The organism is Mycobacterium sp. 1245801.1, from assembly GCF_001673055.1.
In the GTDB taxonomy this organism is placed as follows: Bacteria; Actinomycetota; Actinomycetes; order Mycobacteriales; family Mycobacteriaceae; genus Mycobacterium; species Mycobacterium europaeum_A.
In genome coordinates this window covers 1-16,504 of the sequence record NZ_LZKY01000081.1, presented here as the reverse complement: position 1 = coordinate 16,504, position 16,504 = coordinate 1, and the positions used below count along the sequence as shown (strand labels likewise).

Here is a 16,504-nt window from a genome sequence, read left to right as displayed (position 1 = left end):
CCCAGCGTTCAAGGACGACGCCGACTCACTACGGAGGGCAGGAGTGCGAAAGGTCGATCAGGTGCTGGCGGACGTCGGGATGCCGGTTGAGGTAGTCGATGACGTTGCCGTTACCGCCCTCCGCCTGCGACCTTTGCTGCAGCTGCTGGTGCAGGTCCGGATGCTTCTGCAGGTACGAGTCGATCGATGCACCCACGTCCTGATTGCATTGCGGAGCCGCGTTGGCGATGCCCGCCACGGGCAGCGCGATCACCGTTGCGGCGGCAGCGGTCATCAGCCCCCCGGCGAGCAGGCCGTACAGCCCGCGGCGACGGGCGCCGACTGTGTTGGATGTGCTCATAGCGCCAGGTTACTCGCGATACCTATGCGGCGCCTATGCGTGCCGTGGCCGAAGCGGCAGGTCAACGCTGGGCCGTGGCGCCGCTTTCCTGCTCGCGCTTGATCTCCAGCGCGATGTCGATCAGCTGGTCCTCCTGGCCGCCGATGAGCTTGCGCTGGCCCGCGCGGTGCAGCAGCTGGTGGGCCGGCACACCGTAGCGCTCGGACTGGCGGATGGCGTGCTTCAGGAAGCTCGAGTACACCCCGGAATAGCCCATGATCAGGGCGTTGCGGTCAAGCAGGCACTCGGCGGGCATCGCCGGGGCGACTACCTCTTCGGCGGCGTCGGCGATGTCGAAGAAATCGATCCCGGTCTTCACGCCGATCTTGTCGAACACCCCGATCAGCGCCTCGACCGGGGCGTTCCCCGCACCGGCCCCGAACCGGCGGCACGAGCCGTCGATCTGCTTGGCACCCGCCCGCACCGCCTCGACGGAGTTAGCGACACCCAGGCCGAGGTTCTCGTGGCCGTGGAAGCCCACCTGGGCGTCGTCGCCGAGCTCGGCGACCAGCGCCGCAACCCGATCCCGCACGCCCTCGAGGACCAGCGCCCCGGCCGAATCGACCACGTAGACGCACTGGCAGCCCGCGTCGGCCATGATGCGGGCCTGTGCGGCCAGCTTCTCGGGCGAGATGGTGTGGCTCATCATCAAGAACCCGACGGTTTCCAGGCCGAGTTCGCGGGCCAGGCCGAAGTGCTGAATGGATACGTCGGCCTCGGTGCAGTGCGTGGCAATCCGGCAGATCGAGCCGCCATTGTTCTGGGCCTCTTTGATGTCTTCCTTGGTGCCAACGCCGGGCAGCATCAAAAAGGCGATCTTGGCTTCTTTGGCGGTCTCGGCGGCGAGCTTGATCAGCTCCTGCTCGGGCGTCTTGGAAAACCCGTAGTTGAAGCTCGAGCCGCCCAGCCCGTCGCCGTGGGTGACCTCGATGACGGGCACTCCCGCGGCGTCCAGGGCGGCCACGATGGCGCCGACCTCGTCCTTGGTGAACTGGTGACGCTTGTGATGTGAGCCGTCCCGCAACGACGTGTCGGTCATCCGGACGTCCCAGACCGGGTTGAAAAATATGTCGGTCATGATTGCGCTCCTCCGGCCGTCGCGCTCAAGGACTCCTTGGCGATCTCCTCGCCGACTTTCGTGGCCGCGGCGGTCATGATGTCCAGATTTCCAGCGTAAGGCGGCAGGTAGTCGCCCGCACCCTCCACTTCGACGAAGGTGGTGACCAGCGCCTGGCCGCCGGAGTTTATCGACGGATCGTCGAACTGCGGCTCGTTGAGCAGCCGGTATCCCGGCACGTAGGTCTGCACCTCGGCGACCACGTCGTGGATGGACTTGGCGATCGCGTCCCGGTCGGCGTCCTCGGGAATGGCGCAGAAGATGGTGTCGCGCATGATCATCGGCGGGTCGGCCGGGTTCAAGATGATGATCGCCTTGCCGCGCTTGGCGCCACCGATCGTCTCCACGCCCCTGCTGGTCGTCTTGGTGAACTCGTCGATGTTGGCCCGGGTGCCGGGGCCGGCCGACAGCGAGGCGACCGAGGCGACAATCTCGGCGTACGGCACGCCGCCGAGGTCGGCGACGGCACGCGAGACCGCGTAGACGATCGGGATGGTGGCCTGCCCGCCGCAGGTGATCATGTTGACGTTCGGCGCGTCCAGGTGCTGGCGCAGGTTGGCCGGCGGGATCACCGCCGGGCCCACCGCGGCCGGCGTCAGGTCGATGGCCCGGATGCCGGCGGCCTCGTACTTGGGGGCGGCGTCGCGGTGCACGTAGGCGCTGGTCGCCTCGAACACCAGGTCGGGCTTCTCCGGCTGGGCCAACAGCCAGTCCACACCCTCGTGGGTCGTCTCCAGACCCAACTTGCGGGCGCGGGCCAGGCCCTCGCTCTCCGGGTCGATGCCGACCATCCAGCGCGGTTCCAGCCAGTCCGATCGCAGCAGCTTGTAGAGCAGGTCAGTGCTGATGTTGCCCGACCCGACAATGGCCACAGTCGCCTTAGTCGGCATGATGCCCCTTTTCGAAGCTTTGAAATTTAAGTTAGACGATTTAAATCGAGCCTATTCGAACGATAGGCGGACCGAGCCGAGGCCCGCGAAGTCGGCGACGAAGTCGTCGCCCGGGTGCGCGTCGATCGCCTTCGTGCACGACCCGGGCAACACCACGTCACCCTTGCGCAGGCGGACGCCGAAGCCGTCCACCTTGCGGGCCAGCCAGGCCACCGCGGTGACCGGATTGCCCAGCACCGCGTCGGTGCGGCCTTCGGCGACGACCTCACCGTTGCACCGCAACACGGCGTCGATCCCCTTGACGTCGATGTCGCGGGGCGAAACGCGCGCCTCGCCGAGCACGAAACCCGCCGACGAGGCGTTGTCGGCGATGGTGTCGCACAGTTCGATCTTCCAGTCGGTGATCCGGGTATCGATCAGCTCGATGGACGGGACCAACGCTTCGGTGGCGGCCAGCACGTCGTCCTCGGTGCAGCCGGCTCCGGGCAGGTCGGCGTTCAGGATGAAACCGACCTCGACCTCGACCCGGGGGTGGAGGTAGCGGTTCGCCTTGACCGGGGTGTCCTCGAACAGCTGCATCTCGTCGAGCAGGTGCCCGTAGTCCGGCTCGTCGACGCCCATCATTTGCTGGATCGCCTTCGACGAGAGCCCCACCTTGTGGCCGAGCACCCGGGCGCCCTCCGCGACCCGCTGGCGGATGTTGATCAGCTGAATCTCGTAGGCGTCGACGACGTCGATCTCCGGATAGGCGGCGGTCAACGGGGCGATCGGCTCGCCGCTCCGCTCGGCTTGTGCCAAGTCGGCAGCTAGCTCGTCGCGCGTGGCAACACTGAGCATTTTTCCAAGTCTCCTCGTACGGTCGACCGGGCCAGTAGCGGCCGCCCCGGGCAATTCTATAACGTGTTCTACATGTCAGCGCAGGAGTACGACGTCGTCGTGGTCGGGAGCGGCGGGGCCGGCATGGTGGCCGCCCTTACCGCCGCTCACCGGGGTCTTTCCACCATAGTCATCGAAAAGGCCCCGCACTTCGGCGGTTCGACCGCACGCTCGGGCGGTGGTGTTTGGATCCCAAATAACGAAGTCCTCAAGCGTGACGGGGTCCGCGATACCGCCGAGGCCGCCCGCACCTACCTACACGGGATCGTCGGCAACGTCGTGGAGCCCGAACGCATCGACACCTACCTCGAGCGCGGCCCGGAGATGCTCTCGTTTGTGCTCAAGCACACACCGCTGAAGATGTGCTGGGTGCCGAAGTACTCCGACTACTACCCCGAGTCGCCGGGCGGCCGTGCCGAGGGCCGATCGATCGAGCCGAAGCCGTTCAACGCCCGCAAGCTCGGCGCCGACGAAGCCGGCCTGGAACCGGCGTACGGCAAGGTCCCGCTGAACGTGGTCGTGATGCAACAGGATTACGTGCGGCTGAACCAGCTCAAGCGCCACCCGCGCGGCGTGCTGCGCAGCTTGAAGGTCGGGGCCCGCACCATGTGGGCCAAGGCGACCGGCAAGAACCTCGTCGGCATGGGCCGGGCGTTGATCGGGCCGCTGCGGATCGGGTTGCAGCGGGCCGGGGTTCCGGTCGTGCTCAACACCGCGCTCACCGACCTCTACGTCGAGGACGGCGTGGTGCGCGGCGTCTACGTCCGCGAAGCCGGCGAGGCCGAATCGGGTGAGCCCCGGCTGATCCGGGCCCGGCGCGGGGTGATCCTGGCGTCGGGCGGGTTCGAGCACAACGAACAGATGCGGGTGAAATACCAGCGTGCGCCGATCACCACCGAGTGGACCGTCGGCGCGGCGGCCAACACCGGTGACGGCATCCTGGCCGGCGAAAAGCTCGGCGCCGCATTGGATCTCATGGAGGACGCCTGGTGGGGACCGACGGTCCCGTTGGTGGGCGCGCCCTGGTTCGCGTTGTCCGAGCGCAATTCGCCGGGCTCGATCATCGTCAACATGTCGGGCAAGCGGTTCATGAACGAGTCGATGCCCTACGTCGAAGCCTGCCATCACATGTACGGCGGTGAATACGGTCAGGGGCCCGGGCCGGGCGAGAACATTCCCGCGTGGCTGGTGTTCGACCAGCAGTACCGGGACCGCTACATTTTCGCGGGATTGCAGCCCGGACAACGTATTCCGCGCAAGTGGCTGGAGTCCGGCGTCATCATCCAGGCCGATACGCTGGCGGAGCTAGCGCAGAAGGCCGGTCTTCCGGTGAACGAATTCACCGCGACCGTGGAGCGTTTCAACGGGTTCGCGCGCTCCGGCGTCGACGAGGACTATCAGCGCGGCGAGAGCGCCTACGACCGTTACTACGGCGACCCGACCAACAAGCCCAACCCCAACCTCGGGGAGATCACGCACGCGCCGTACTACGCGGCCAAGATGGTGCCCGGTGACCTGGGCACCAAGGGCGGCATCCGCACCGACGTCCACGGGCGGGCGCTGCGCGACGACGGCAGTATCATCGAAGGCCTTTACGCCGCAGGCAATGTCAGCGCCCCGGTGATGGGCCACACGTACCCCGGTCCGGGTGGCACCATCGGTCCGGCCATGACGTTCGGCTACCTGGCGGCGTTGCACATAGCTGGAGAGAACTGACATGCCCATCGACGTAGACGTTGCGCTGAACGCCGAGCTGGACCCCATCGAATTCTCTTGGGCCAGTAGCGATGTGCAGCTGTATCACCTCGGGTTGGGCGCGGGCGCCGATCCGATGGACCCGCGTGAGCTGCGTTACCTGGTCGACGACACCCCGCAGGTGCTGCCGACGTTCGGCAACGTGGCCGCCACCTTCCATGTCACGAAGCCGCCGACCGTCAAATTCCCCGGCATCGACATCGAGTTGAGCAAGGTGCTGCACGCCAGCGAACGGGTCGAGGCGCCCGCTCCGCTGCCGCCGTCGGGCTCGGCGAAGGCCGTCACCCGGTTCACCGACATCTGGGACAAGGGCAAGGCCGCGGTGATCTGGAGCGAGACGACGGTGACCGCGCCGGACGGCACGGTGTTGTGGACGCAGCGCCGGTCGATCTTCGCCCGCGGTGAGGGCGGATTCGGCGGCGAGCGCGGTCCTTCAACGTCGGACGGTGCGCCGGACCGGGCCCCCGATCTCGAGCTCGACGTGCCGATCCTGCCGCAGCAGGCGCTGCTCTACCGGCTGTGCGGCGACCGCAACCCGCTGCACTCGGATCCCGAATTCGCCGCTACCGCAGGCTTTTCCCAGCCCATCCTGCATGGGTTGTGCACCTACGGCATGACCTGCAAGGCGATCACCGATGCGCTGCTCGACGGCGACGCCGGGGCGGTCGCGGCCTACGGCGCGCGTTTCGCCGGGGTGGCCTTCCCCGGCGAAACGCTCAAGGTCGGCATCTGGAAGGACTCGACGTCTTCCGAAGGCCGCTTCCTGGCCAGCGTGGTCGCGCCCGCGCGCGACAACGCCGTCGTGCTGTCGGGCGTCGAACTGGTTCCTGCGTAGGGGCTTTTTTCGCGCCGAGCGCCCGGCCTGCCGGGCCTACGGGTTCGAACGCCCAGCTAGCCGGGGTGTCGCCCAGCACGGGCGGCGCGAACCCTGCGCACGATGTCGCCCGGCCGATCACCAGCGACCACTCGGACGAGGACCCAACCGCGACGCTCCAGTAGCTCCCTCCGGCGGATGTCCCACGTGTACTGCTGGCGGTTGTATCGATGCTGCTCACCGTCGTACTCCACGGCGATTTTCACGTCCTCCCAACCCATGTCCAGATACGCGAATGGACAGCCGAACTCGTCGAGCACCTCGATCTGGGTCTGCGGCCGCGGCAGGCCGGCCTCGATCAGCACGACGCGAAGCCACGACTCCTTCGGCGACTGTGCCCCGGCGTCGAACAGCTCCGCGGCCCGGCGTGCTTGCGCGATGCCGCGCCGTCCCGTGTACCGGCGGGCGAGCAGCTCGACGTCGGCCGCCTTGATCTCCGTCGCCCCGGCCAGCGCATCGATGCCTGCGACGGCAGTCGTCATCGGATACCAGCATCCGAGGTCCAGCGCAGTCCTCGTCGGCGATGTAACCGCTACCCCACAGAGCAATTCGACTTCATCCGCCTCGACAGTGTCTCTGTGCAGCTGCATCCCAGCCGCGCAATGGTGGTTGTTGTGGATCAGCTCCACAACTCTTCGGTCGTCGACCCAGCTGCTTCCGTGCATTGCAGCCGCCGAGAAGCCCGCCACAATTCCCCGGCGGCCGGTCCATAACCAGCCAGCCTTCGCCCGCACCACTGCGCTGAGCTCAGCGTCGCGGTCAATGTAGACGCCAGGGAACAGCCGGACGCAACGCGTTTCCAATTGACTCTTGGTTAGCAGTCCACTCGCGATGGCTTCGCTCCCGACAAAAGGCTCACCCATCGCCGCAGCGTCGCATGCCACACGGCACGCGTCACTTCAGTCGTCGCGTGCCCGGCCAGCCGGGCGTTGAGCCGCGACAGCCCGGCTAGCCGGGCACTCGGCGAGAAGACACGCGCCGAAGCCCCCTAGCCCAGGATCAGGCCCGACGTGGGGACGCCGGTTCCGGCGGTGACGAGGACGTGCTCGACGTCGGGCACCGGGTTCACCGAGGTGCCCCGCAGCTGACGCACACCCTCGGCGATGCCGTTCATGCCGTGAATGTAGGCCTCGCCCAGTTGACCGCCATGGGTGTTGATCGGAAGCCGCCCCCCGATCTCGATGGCCCCGTCGGCGATGAAGTCCTTGGCCTCGCCCTTGCCGCAGAATCCCAACTCTTCCAACTGAATCAGCGTGAACGGCGTGAAGTGGTCGTAGAGCACGGCGGTCTGGATATCGGTCGGCTTCAGGCCCGACTGCTCCCAGAGCTGCTGACCCACCACCCCCATCTCGGGCAGGCCGAGCTCGGGCCGGTAGTAACTGACCATCGTGTACTGGTCGGGGCTCGAGCCTTGCGCCGCCGCCTCGATGATCGCCGGCCGTTGCTTGAGATCCTTCGCGCGCTCCGGCGACGTCACCACGATCGCCACCGCCCCGTCGGTCTCCTGGCAGCAGTCCAGCAGTCGCAGCGGCTCGGCGATCCACCGCGAATTCTGGTGGTCCTCAATGGTTATCGGCTTCTCGAAGAAGTACGCCTTTGGGTTCTTGGCGGCATGCTTGCGGTCAGCCACCGAGATCGCACCGAAGTCACGGCTGCTGGCACCCGACAGATGCATGTAGCGCTGGGCGATCATCGCGACCTGCGCGGCCGGCGTCGACAGGCCGTGCGGGTAGGAGAACGAATTGTCCGCGGCGGTCGAATCAGCCTGCACCCCGGCGTTTCCCACCAGCCGGGTCTGTACCTGACCGAATCGCATGCCCGAACGCTCGTTGAAGGCCCGGTACGCGACGACGACGTCCGCCACGCCGGTGGCCACCGCGAGAGCCGCCTGCTGAACGGTCGCGCAAGCGGCACCGCCGCCATATCCGATCTGCGAGAAGAACTTCAGGTCACCGATGCCGACCGCGCGGGCGACGGCCGTCTCGTTGTTGGTGTCCATTGTGAAGGTGGTCAGCCCGTCGACGTCGGACGGGCTCAGCCCGGCGTCGTCCAACGCATCCAGCACCGCCTCGGCGGCCAGCCGCAGCTCACTGCGGCCGGAGTCCTTGGAGAAGTCCGTGGCGCCGATGCCGACGATCGCGGCTCGGCCGTTCAATAAACCCGCTGACATCTAAGCGCCCCCGATCGTCAGCGTCACATTCGCGATGACGTGATCGCCAAGGCTGTTGCGGCCGAACACCTTCAGCGCGATCAGGCCGTCGTCGACGGCGGTCACCTCGCCGGAGAAGGTGACGGTGTCGTAGGCGTACCACGGCACACCGAGCCGCAGGCCGATCGACTTGATCACCGCCGTCGGGCCCGCCCAGTCGGTGACGTAGCGCTGCACCAGCCCGGTGTCGGTGAGGATGTTGACGAAGATGTCCTTGGAACCCTTGGCCTGCGCCAGGTCCCGGTCGTGGTGCACGTCCTGAAAGTCCCTGGTGGCCAGGGCCGTCGAGATGATGAAGGTCGGCGTGCCATGCAGCTTGAGTTCGGGCAGGGTGGTGCCCACTTCAACAACGGGTGCGCTCATGCTTCGTCTCCCACCGGCTCCCAGGCGTAGAGGCTCCACTCGGGCCCGGACTCACCGGCCGGGAAGTCGATATAGGTTGCGCGAACGGGCATTCCGATTTTGATCTCGGCATGGTCGACGTTGCGCAACTCGCCGAGCATCCGAACGCCCTCCTCCAGTTCGACCAGGGCGATCACGAACGGCAGCGTGCGACCGGGCACCTTCGGGGCGTGGTGCACCACGTAACTGAACACCGTGCCGCGGCCGCTGGCGACCGCGAAGTCGATCGGCTCGGCCTTGTCCTGCCACACGGCCGGCACCGGTGGGTGCTGCAGGGTGCCATCGGCGAGGCGCTGGATACGCAGCTCGTGCGCCCGGACGCCCTCCCAGAAGAAGGCGGTGTCGCGTGACACCGCCGGACGCATCATCGCGTCGGCGTCGAGGTCCTCAGGCACCGAAGCGGTCGCGCCGGAATCCTCGCGGGGCCTGAATTTCAGTATCCGCCAGGCCATCTCGGCGACGTCCTCGTCACCCACCCGCCAGGTGATGTGCTGGTTGATGAACCAGCCCTCGCCGAGCCCGGTCTGCTTGGGGCCCACCACGTCGCGCATCTCGGAGACGACGGTGACCTGCTCGCCCGGACGCAGATACCGGTGGTAGGTCTGCTCACAGTTGGTGGCCACCACCCCGATGTAGCCGGCCTCGTCGAACAGCTGCATGATCGGGCCCATGGGGTCGTCGGTCGGGCGCTCCCCGCCCAGGCCGAACATCGTCCACACCTGAATCATGGCCGGCGGGGCGACAATTCCGGGATGACCGGCGGCCTTGGCGGCCGCCTCGTCGACGTAGATCGGGTTGCGGTCCCCGAGCGCCTCGACCCAGTTGTTGATCGTCGGCTGGTTCACCGGATCCCGGGCCTCGCGCGGGGCAGCGACGACGGTGGCGGTGATCTCCGCGACCGCTTCCTTGATGTCGGTCATCGAGGCACCCTCGGCACTTTGAGTCCGGCCGCGGCGATCATCTCGCGCATCACTTCGTTCACGCCGCCGCCGAAGGTGATGACGAGGTTGCGCTTGGTCTGGGAGTCCAGCCACTTCAGCAGGTCGGCGGTGTCCGAGTCGGCGGGGTTGCCGTACTTGCCGACGATCTCCTCGGCGAGCCGGCCGATGTATTGAATCTTCTCGGTGCCAAAGACTTTCGTCGACGCGGCGTCGGCCACGTTGATGTCCTCACCGGCGGCGGCCACCTGCCAATTCAGCAGCTCGTTGATCCGCCACATCGCGTGGATTTCACCCAGCGCCCGCTTGACGTCCTGATGATCGATCGGCGTGACGCCGTCGCTGCCCGGCTTGGACGCCCAGGCGTGCACCCGGTCGTAGATGCCGGCGGTGCGGCCCGCCGGGCCCAGCATGACGCGCTCGTTGTTGAGCTGGGTGGTGATCAGCCGCCATCCGCCGTTCTCCTCGCCGACCAGCATGTCGGCGGGCACCCGCACGTCGTTGTAGTACGTGGCGTTGGTGTGGTGGGCGCCGTCGGACAGGATGATCGGCGTCCAGGAATAGCCGGGATCCTTGGTGTCGACGATCAGGATCGAAATCCCCTTGTGCTTCACGGCTTCCGGGTCGGTGCGGCAGGCCAGCCAGATGTAGTCGGCGTCGTGCGCGCCGGTGGTGAAGATCTTCTGCCCGTTGACGATGTACTCGTCGCCCTGGCGAACCGCGGTGGTGCGCAGCGAGGCCAGGTCGGTGCCGGCCTCGGGCTCGGTGTAGCCGATCGCGAAGTGAACCTCGCCGGCCAGGATGGCAGGCAGGAACTTCTTCTTCTGCTCCTCGCTGCCGAACTGCTGCAGCACCGGGCCGACCGTCTGCAGCGTCACCGCGGGCAGCGGCACGTCGGCGCGGTGCGCCTCGTTGACGAAGATCGACTGCTCGATCGGGCCGAAGCCCAAGCCGCCGAACTCCTTTGGCCAGCCGACACCGAGCTTGCCGTCGCGGCCCATCCGGCGGATCACCGCGCGATAAGCCTCGTTGTGCCGGTCCTGCTCCATCGCCTTCATCTCGTCGGAGGAGATCAGGTTGGAAAAGTATTCCCGCAGTTCCGCTTGCAGCTGACGCTGCTCCGGAGTCAGGTCTATGAACATTGCGCTCCCACCAGATCGAGACGATGAGAAGGACCGCCCAGCAGCCGGGACAGGTCCTTGATCGTGGAGTAGTACCGGTGCATGGGATAGGTGATGTCCATTCCCATCCCGCCGTGCAGGTGATGGCAGAGCTGCATCACCGGCGGCGCCTGCGAGGTGATCCAGTACCCGAGAACGTCCAGGTCGTTGTCGGCGTCGCGGCCCTCGGACAGCCGCCAGGCGACCGACTTCGCCACCAAATCGATGGTGCGCGAGGCGATGTAGACCTCGGCGAGCTGGGCGGCCACGGTCTGGAACGTCGAGAGCGGCTTGCCGAACTGCTTGCGGTTGGCCACATAGTCGGCGGTCAGGCGCAGCGCCCCGGCCACCAGCCCGTCGGCATAGGCGCCGATGGCGGCAAGCGCCAACTGGTTGACCCGGGACGCCGTCGCGCCGGCCAACACGTCGGAGTCTTGGACCGCGACGTCGGCGAATGAGACGGTGTACTCCTCGGAGCCGTTGGAGGTGGGGGTCTGGACCACCTCGACGCCGTCGGCCGTCGGCGACACCACGACCACCGCACTGTCGGCGGTCACGATGATCCAATCCGCTTGTCCCGCATAACCGACGCCGACCTTGGTGCCCGACAGGCGGCCGCCCGCGAACGTGGTGGACGGCCGGTCCGGCAGCGCGGTACCCGGCTCGTTGAGCGCGGCGGTCAGCACCCCACCCTTGGCGACTCCGGCCAGAAACCGGTCCTGTTGTTCGTCGGTGGCCAGATCGAGCAGCGGCAGCACGCCGAATCCGAGTGTGGCCAGGGCCGGCGTGATGGCGCCGTGGCGACCGATCTCGGTGAGCACGGTGGCGACCTCGGGCAGACCCACCCCGTCGCCGCCGAGGCGCTCGGGCACCGCGAGGGCCGTCACACCGCCGTTGACCAAAGCGTCCCAGCTCAATTCGCGCTCGAACACCGACGTGACGACATCGGCGACGGCCTGTTGCGTCGCGGTGAGGTCGAAGTCCATCAGGACGTCACCGCGGGCTTGCCGGCGTAGTCGACCTGCCAGTGCTTGATGCCGTTGAGCCAGCCCGACCGCAACCGCTCGGGCTCGCCGATCGGCTTGAGGTCCGGCATGTGATCGGCGACGGCGTTGAAGATCAGGTTGATCGTCATGCGGGCCAGGTTCGCCCCGATGCAGTAGTGGGCGCCGGTGCCACCGAAGCCGACGTGCGGGTTCGGGTCGCGCAGGATGTTGAAGGTGTGCGGGTCTTCGAAGACCTCTTCGTCGAAATTGGCGGACCGGTAGGACATCACCACCCGCTGGCCCTTCTTGATCCGCACACCGGACAGCTCGGTGTCCTCGTTGGCGGTGCGCTGGAACGCCGACACCGGGGTCGCCCACCGGATGATCTCGTCGGCCGTGGTCGACGGACGCTCCTTCTTGAACAGCTCCCACTGATCGGGGTTGTCCGCCATCGCGATCATGCCGTGGGTGATCGAGTTACGCGTGGTCTCGTTGCCCGCCACCGCCAGCATGACCACGAAGAAACCGAACTCGTCGTCGGAGAGCTTCTCGCCGTCGATGTCGGCCTGGATCAGCGTGGTGACGATGTCGTCGGTGGGGTTCTGGTTGCGCTCCGCGGCCATCGCCATCGCGTAGGTGATCAGCTCCATCGATGACTGCGCGGGGTCGACGTGGGCGTACTCGGGGTCGGTGCCACCGGTCATCTCGTTGGACCAGCGGAACAGCTTGTCGCGATCCTCCTGGGGAACGCCGAGCAGACCCGCGATGGCCTGCAGGGGCAGCTCGCACGAGACCTGTTCGACGAAGTCGCCGCTGCCCTCTTTGGCGGCGGTCGCGGCGATGTTCTGGGCGCGCTCGGCCAGTTCGGCTTCCAGCCGCCCGATGGCCCGCGGGGTGAACCCGCGGGAGATGATCTTGCGCAGCCGGGTGTGGTGCGGCGCGTCCATGTTGAGCATGACGCTGCGCTGCAGCTCGACCTGCTCGCGCTTCATCTCCGGCGGCCAGGTCGGGATGGCGCCGTTCATCCAGCTAGAGAAGATGTCGCTGCGCTTCGACACCTCCTTGACGTCGGCGTGCTTGGTCACGAGCCAGTAGCCGTGGTCCTCGAACCCGCCCGCGCCATTCGGGATGTCGACCCAGTGGATCGGCTCGGCCTTGCGAAGCTGGGCGAGTTCCTCGACGGGCAGCCCGGCGAGGTTGACGTCGGGGTCGAGAAAGTCGAAGTCGGCGGGAATGTTGGGGGGTGCCATGTAGAGTGCGCTCCTTTTACAACACTAATTGCAACGTGTTCTAGTGCCAGTAAAACACGCCTCCTGCGCAGATAAAAGGCAGGTCACCATCCTCGCTTGTCAGAGTAATGAAACGTGTTCTAGCCTGACGGAATGGGTAACCCTGTCATCGTTGAAGCCACTCGTAGCCCCATCGGCAAGCGGAACGGCTGGCTGTCCGGCTTGCACGCCACCGAGTTGCTGGGTGCGGTGCAGAAGGCTCTCGTCGAGAAGGCCGGCATCGACGCCGGCGACGTCGAACAGATCGTCGGCGGCTGCGTCACACAGTACGGCGAGCAGTCCAACAACATCACCCGGGTCAGCTGGCTCGTCGCCGGGTTGCCCGAACACGTCGGCGCCATGACCGTGGACTGTCAGTGCGGCAGCGGTCAGCAGGCCAACGGCCTGGTCGCCGGCCTCATCGCGGCGGGCGCCATCGACATCGGCATCGCGTGTGGGATCGAGGCCATGAGCCGCGTCGGGCTCGGCGCGAACGCCGGTCCGGACCGGACCATCCTGCGTCCCTCGTCGTGGGACATCGATCTGCCCGACCAGTTCACCGCCGCCGAGCGGATCGCCAAGCGGCGCGGCATCACCCGTGAAGAGATCGACGAGTTCGGGTTGGCCTCCCAGACGAAGGCCAAGCAGGCCTGGGAGGAAGGCCGCTTCGACCGCGAGATCTCCCCGATCGAGGCCCCGGCACTCGACGAGAACAAGCAACCGACATCCGAGCGCGTCACCATCAGCCGCGACCAGGGCCTGCGCGACACCACGCTGTCAGGTCTCTCCGCGCTGAAGCCGGTGCTCGAGGGCGGAATCCACACGGCAGGAACGTCGTCACAGATCTCCGACGGCGCGGCGGCCGTGCTGTGGATGGACGAGGACAAGGCCAAGGCGCTGGGCCTGCGGCCGCGGGCCCGCATCGTCAGCCAGGCCCTGGTCGGCGCCGAGCCTTACTACCACCTGGACGGGCCGGTGCAGTCGACGGCGAAGGTGCTGGAGAAGGCCGGGATGAAGATGGGCGACATCGACATCACGGAAATCAACGAGGCTTTCGCGTCGGTGGTGCTGTCGTGGGCGCGGGTGCACGACCCGGACATGGCGAAGGTCAACGTCAACGGCGGCGCCATCGCGCTGGGCCACCCGGTCGGCAGCACCGGCAGCCGGTTGATCACCACCGCGCTGCACGAGCTGGAGCGCACCGACCAGACCACCGCGCTGATCACCATGTGCGCCGGTGGTGCCCTGTCGACCGGCACCATCATCGAGCGCATCTAGCGCTCGGTGAGTTTTCCGCACCTGGTGAGCATCCCCGACGACCGCCGCGTCGCCGCGGCGCAGTCCTACATCGACGCGCTGGTCAATCATGACGGTGACGCCGTTCCGTTCGCGCCCGGGTGCACCCGCGTCGAGCAGGGCATCAAAAACGGTTTCTCCGGAAATCATCTGCGGCGCAGCCTCAATCGCGGCCTGCAGTACCGGTTGCTCGCGCAGACGACGCCACCGGATTACCGCGTCGACGGCGACCGGGTGCACGCGTCCTACCAGGTGCTGACCAAGGCGGGCATCGGTGGCCGGCGCCTCGCCGCACACGTCGACGAGACCTTCGTGATTCCGGCCGAAAGCGCAAGCGGCAAAGCCGAAATCCACCACATCAAGGTTCGCTTCCACCCCTTTATCCAAAGTCGTTAAGGACCGTCATGCCGAAACCGAAGCCGCGCGCACTGAACTCGCCGTGGGTCAGCTTCATCATCAAGTGGATGGCCAAGAGCAACGCGTGGATCTACAAGCGCAGCAACGGAAAATACGGCAACACCTTCCAGAAGGCTCCGGTCGCGCTGCTCACCACCACGGGCCGCAAGAGCGGCGAACCCCGGGTGAGCCCGCTGCTCTACCTGCGGGAGGGCGACCGGGTGATACTGGTCGCCTCCAAGGGCGGCAGCGACAAACACCCGCAGTGGTATCTCAACCTCAAGGCCAATCCCAAGGTCTCCGTGCAGATCAAGGACGAGGTGCTGCAGCTGCAGGCCCGTGACGCCACCGAGGCGGAACGCGCCGAGTACTGGCCCAAGCTGGACGCCATGTATCCGTCGTTCGACGACTACCGGGCATGGACCGATCGGGTCATCCCGATCGTCATCTGCGACCCCTGACGTTTCCCGTGCGTCCCGGTGGGGAATCATCCCGGGCAACATGTCCGACCGCCGCTGGATCCGCAACTCGCGCCCGATTGCGCTGCTGCTCAAGTATTTTGCGCGCGCCCACATCTGGGTGTACCGACGCACCGACGGCAAGATCGGCGCGAAGCTGTTGCGGTTTCCGGCGGCGCTGCTGACCACGACCGGACGCAGGTCCGACCAGCCGCGGACCACCGCGACGCTCTACCTGCTCGACGGCGACCGGGTGATCCTGCCCGCGACCTTCGGCGGGCGCGACGAAGACCCCTTGTGGTACCTCAACCTCAAGGAGAATCCCGACGTGCGGGTCCAGATCCGCGCCCAGCGCCTGGACCTGGTCGCCCGCGACGCCACGGACGCTGAGCGGGAACGGTATTGGCCACGCCTGACGCGGATGTACCCGCCCTACCGCAAGTACCGCGAGGCCGCCGACCGGGTCATCCCGCTCGTGGTGTGCGAACCCCGCTAGGCGCCGTAGACGGGGACGGGACGGCGCGCCTTGGCGAGCAGGTCGGCCACGACGCGGCCCAGCTCCGCGGGATCCCACCGCGCGCCTTTGTCGATCTCCGGTCCGTGGGCCCAGCCCTCCGCGACGCGGATCTTGCCGCCCTCGACCTCGAAGACCTTGCCGCTGACGTCGCGGGCTTCGGCGCTGCCCAACCAGACCACCAGCGGTGCGATGTTTTCCGGCGCCATCGCATCGAAATCCTGGTCCTGCGTTGCCATCATCTCGGCGAACACGGACTCGGTCATCCGGGTGCGCGCCGAGGGCGCGATGGCGTTGACGGTGACGCCGTAACGTCCCATCTCGGCGGCGCCGACCAACGTCAACGCCGCGATGCCCGCCTTGGCGGCGCTGTAGTTGGCCTGCCCGACGCTGCCCTGCAGGCCGGCACCCGAACTGGTGTTGATGATCCGGGCGTCAACGGTTTTGCCCTCTTTGGACAGCCCACGCCAGTACGCCCCGGCGTGCCGCATCGTGGCGAAGTGCCCCTTGAGATGCACGGCGATGACGGCGTCGAACTCCTCTTCGCTGGTGTTGGCCAGCATCCGGTCGCGAACGATGCCGGCGTTGTTCACCAAAACGTCCAGACCACCGAAGGTTTCGACCGCGGTCTGGATCAGGCCGGCCGCCTGGTCCCAATCGGCGATGTTGGATCCGTCGGCGACGGCTTCACCGCCGGCCGCGGTGATCTCGTCCACAACACTCTGGGCGGCGCTGCCGCCACTGGCCGGCGAACCGTCCAGGCCCACCCCGATGTCGTTGACCACCACACGCGCGCCTTCCTCGGCGAACGCCAGCGCGATCAAGTAAAGGAGAGACGGAAATATGGGAGTGGTTGACGGCCGCGTCGTCATCGTCACTGGAGCGGGCGGCGGCATCGGTCGCGCGCATGCGCTGGCGTTCGCCGAGGAAGGCGCGCGTGTGGTGGTCAACGACATCGGGGTGGGCCTGGACGGTTCGCCGGCCAG

At 67.0% G+C, this 16,504-nt stretch carries 19 protein-coding genes; 7 read left to right on the top strand and 12 right to left on the bottom strand.

Features of this window, described 5'->3' with window-relative positions:
* Positions 1-28: 28 nt before the first annotated feature.
* From A5622_RS04920 to A5622_RS04905, 4 genes are all read right to left on the bottom strand, one after another.
* Positions 29-340 carry a hypothetical protein gene (locus A5622_RS04920; RefSeq protein ID WP_066870632.1) on the bottom strand — a complete coding sequence of 104 codons (312 nt, stop codon included), beginning with the start codon at positions 338-340 and terminating at the stop codon, positions 29-31.
* Between the two features lie 61 nt (positions 341-401).
* Positions 402-1,457: a 4-hydroxy-2-oxovalerate aldolase gene (gene dmpG / locus A5622_RS04915; protein WP_066870635.1), complete on the bottom strand. Its 1,056-nt coding sequence runs from the start codon at positions 1,455-1,457 to the stop codon at positions 402-404.
* Positions 1,454-2,386, bottom strand: coding sequence for an acetaldehyde dehydrogenase (acetylating) (locus A5622_RS04910; RefSeq protein ID WP_066870638.1), 933 nt, complete (start codon positions 2,384-2,386; stop codon positions 1,454-1,456). Before A5622_RS04910 ends, dmpG begins: the two co-directional genes overlap by 4 nt.
* A 51-nt stretch (positions 2,387-2,437) precedes the next feature.
* Positions 2,438-3,223 (bottom strand): 2-keto-4-pentenoate hydratase, encoded by a 786-nt coding sequence (locus tag A5622_RS04905; protein WP_066877055.1) that lies wholly within the window; start codon positions 3,221-3,223, stop codon positions 2,438-2,440.
* Between the two features lie 72 nt (positions 3,224-3,295).
* On the opposite strand from A5622_RS04905, the gene kstD reads away from it, so the two are divergent.
* Both kstD and A5622_RS04895 read left to right on the top strand, forming a co-directional pair.
* Positions 3,296-4,978, top strand: coding sequence for a 3-oxosteroid 1-dehydrogenase (gene kstD, locus A5622_RS04900; RefSeq protein ID WP_066870686.1), 1,683 nt, complete (start codon positions 3,296-3,298; stop codon positions 4,976-4,978).
* 1 nt (position 4,979) lies between these two features.
* A complete protein-coding gene (locus A5622_RS04895; RefSeq protein ID WP_066877053.1) occupies positions 4,980-5,852 on the top strand; it encodes a MaoC/PaaZ C-terminal domain-containing protein in 873 nt (290 codons plus the stop codon).
* Positions 5,853-5,908: 56 nt separating this feature from the next.
* Here A5622_RS04895 and A5622_RS04890 read toward each other — a convergent pair whose 3' ends face one another.
* From A5622_RS04890 to A5622_RS04860, 7 genes are all read right to left on the bottom strand, one after another.
* Complete coding sequence (locus tag A5622_RS04890) at positions 5,909-6,754, bottom strand: hypothetical protein (protein WP_066877052.1); 846 nt, start codon at positions 6,752-6,754, stop codon at positions 5,909-5,911.
* Positions 6,755-6,879: 125 nt separating this feature from the next.
* Positions 6,880-8,061 (bottom strand): lipid-transfer protein, encoded by a 1,182-nt coding sequence (locus A5622_RS04885; RefSeq protein ID WP_066877050.1) that lies wholly within the window; start codon positions 8,059-8,061, stop codon positions 6,880-6,882.
* On the bottom strand, positions 8,062-8,463 hold the full coding sequence (locus tag A5622_RS04880) for a MaoC family dehydratase (RefSeq protein WP_066877049.1): 402 nt from the start codon (positions 8,461-8,463) through the stop codon (positions 8,062-8,064). It abuts the gene before it with no gap.
* Positions 8,460-9,422, bottom strand: coding sequence for a bifunctional MaoC family dehydratase N-terminal/OB-fold nucleic acid binding domain-containing protein (locus tag A5622_RS04875; protein ID WP_066870653.1), 963 nt, complete (start codon positions 9,420-9,422; stop codon positions 8,460-8,462). Before A5622_RS04875 ends, A5622_RS04880 begins: the two co-directional genes overlap by 4 nt.
* The gene (gene fadE29 / locus A5622_RS04870) at positions 9,419-10,582 is read right to left on the bottom strand and encodes an acyl-CoA dehydrogenase FadE29 (protein WP_066877047.1); all 1,164 of its coding nucleotides are present in this window, start codon (positions 10,580-10,582) and stop codon (positions 9,419-9,421) included. The genes A5622_RS04875 and fadE29 overlap by 4 nt, the downstream gene beginning before the upstream one ends.
* Positions 10,573-11,586 carry an acyl-CoA dehydrogenase family protein gene (locus tag A5622_RS04865; RefSeq protein ID WP_066877045.1) on the bottom strand — a complete coding sequence of 338 codons (1,014 nt, stop codon included), beginning with the start codon at positions 11,584-11,586 and terminating at the stop codon, positions 10,573-10,575. Before A5622_RS04865 ends, fadE29 begins: the two co-directional genes overlap by 10 nt.
* Positions 11,586-12,836, bottom strand: coding sequence for a cytochrome P450 (locus A5622_RS04860; RefSeq protein WP_066877043.1), 1,251 nt, complete (start codon positions 12,834-12,836; stop codon positions 11,586-11,588). Before A5622_RS04860 ends, A5622_RS04865 begins: the two co-directional genes overlap by 1 nt.
* A 132-nt stretch (positions 12,837-12,968) precedes the next feature.
* On the opposite strand from A5622_RS04860, the gene A5622_RS04855 reads away from it, so the two are divergent.
* The 4 genes from A5622_RS04855 to A5622_RS04840 are packed head-to-tail and all read left to right on the top strand — an operon-like array spanning position 12,969 to position 15,500.
* Positions 12,969-14,132 carry a steroid 3-ketoacyl-CoA thiolase gene (locus A5622_RS04855; protein ID WP_066877041.1) on the top strand — a complete coding sequence of 388 codons (1,164 nt, stop codon included), beginning with the start codon at positions 12,969-12,971 and terminating at the stop codon, positions 14,130-14,132.
* A gap of 24 nt (positions 14,133-14,156) precedes the next feature.
* Complete coding sequence (locus A5622_RS04850) at positions 14,157-14,546, top strand: hypothetical protein (protein WP_066877088.1); 390 nt, start codon at positions 14,157-14,159, stop codon at positions 14,544-14,546.
* Positions 14,547-14,554: 8 nt separating this feature from the next.
* A complete protein-coding gene (locus tag A5622_RS04845; RefSeq protein WP_066877039.1) occupies positions 14,555-15,007 on the top strand; it encodes a nitroreductase family deazaflavin-dependent oxidoreductase in 453 nt (150 codons plus the stop codon).
* Between the two features lie 40 nt (positions 15,008-15,047).
* Complete coding sequence (locus A5622_RS04840; RefSeq protein ID WP_066877037.1) at positions 15,048-15,500, top strand: nitroreductase family deazaflavin-dependent oxidoreductase; 453 nt, start codon at positions 15,048-15,050, stop codon at positions 15,498-15,500.
* Here the strand turns inward: A5622_RS04840 and A5622_RS04835 are convergent.
* The gene (locus A5622_RS04835; RefSeq protein WP_232002870.1) at positions 15,497-16,342 is read right to left on the bottom strand and encodes an SDR family oxidoreductase; all 846 of its coding nucleotides are present in this window, start codon (positions 16,340-16,342) and stop codon (positions 15,497-15,499) included. The genes A5622_RS04840 and A5622_RS04835 overlap by 4 nt on opposite strands.
* 19 nt (positions 16,343-16,361) lie before the next feature.
* Here A5622_RS04835 and A5622_RS27850 point away from each other — a divergent pair.
* A partial coding sequence (locus A5622_RS27850) for an SDR family NAD(P)-dependent oxidoreductase (protein ID WP_156752842.1) occupies positions 16,362-16,504 on the top strand: 143 nt, incomplete at its 3' end.

Coding starts and splice junctions, on each gene's coding strand:
- A5622_RS04920 (WP_066870632.1), bottom strand. CDS start 340: ATGAGCACATCCAACACAGTCGGCGCCCGTCGCCGCGGGCTGTACGGC.
- dmpG (WP_066870635.1), bottom strand. CDS start 1,457: ATGACCGACATATTTTTCAACCCGGTCTGGGACGTCCGGATGACCGAC.
- A5622_RS04910 (WP_066870638.1), bottom strand. CDS start 2,386: ATGCCGACTAAGGCGACTGTGGCCATTGTCGGGTCGGGCAACATCAGC.
- A5622_RS04905 (WP_066877055.1), bottom strand. CDS start 3,223: ATGCTCAGTGTTGCCACGCGCGACGAGCTAGCTGCCGACTTGGCACAA.
- kstD (WP_066870686.1), top strand. CDS start 3,296: ATGTCAGCGCAGGAGTACGACGTCGTCGTGGTCGGGAGCGGCGGGGCC.
- A5622_RS04895 (WP_066877053.1), top strand. CDS start 4,980: ATGCCCATCGACGTAGACGTTGCGCTGAACGCCGAGCTGGACCCCATC.
- A5622_RS04890 (WP_066877052.1), bottom strand. CDS start 6,754: ATGGGTGAGCCTTTTGTCGGGAGCGAAGCCATCGCGAGTGGACTGCTA.
- A5622_RS04885 (WP_066877050.1), bottom strand. CDS start 8,061: ATGTCAGCGGGTTTATTGAACGGCCGAGCCGCGATCGTCGGCATCGGC.
- A5622_RS04880 (WP_066877049.1), bottom strand. CDS start 8,463: ATGAGCGCACCCGTTGTTGAAGTGGGCACCACCCTGCCCGAACTCAAG.
- A5622_RS04875 (WP_066870653.1), bottom strand. CDS start 9,422: ATGACCGACATCAAGGAAGCGGTCGCGGAGATCACCGCCACCGTCGTC.
- fadE29 (WP_066877047.1), bottom strand. CDS start 10,582: ATGTTCATAGACCTGACTCCGGAGCAGCGTCAGCTGCAAGCGGAACTG.
- A5622_RS04865 (WP_066877045.1), bottom strand. CDS start 11,586: ATGGACTTCGACCTCACCGCGACGCAACAGGCCGTCGCCGATGTCGTC.
- A5622_RS04860 (WP_066877043.1), bottom strand. CDS start 12,836: ATGGCACCCCCCAACATTCCCGCCGACTTCGACTTTCTCGACCCCGAC.
- A5622_RS04855 (WP_066877041.1), top strand. CDS start 12,969: ATGGGTAACCCTGTCATCGTTGAAGCCACTCGTAGCCCCATCGGCAAG.
- A5622_RS04845 (WP_066877039.1), top strand. CDS start 14,555: ATGCCGAAACCGAAGCCGCGCGCACTGAACTCGCCGTGGGTCAGCTTC.
- A5622_RS04840 (WP_066877037.1), top strand. CDS start 15,048: ATGTCCGACCGCCGCTGGATCCGCAACTCGCGCCCGATTGCGCTGCTG.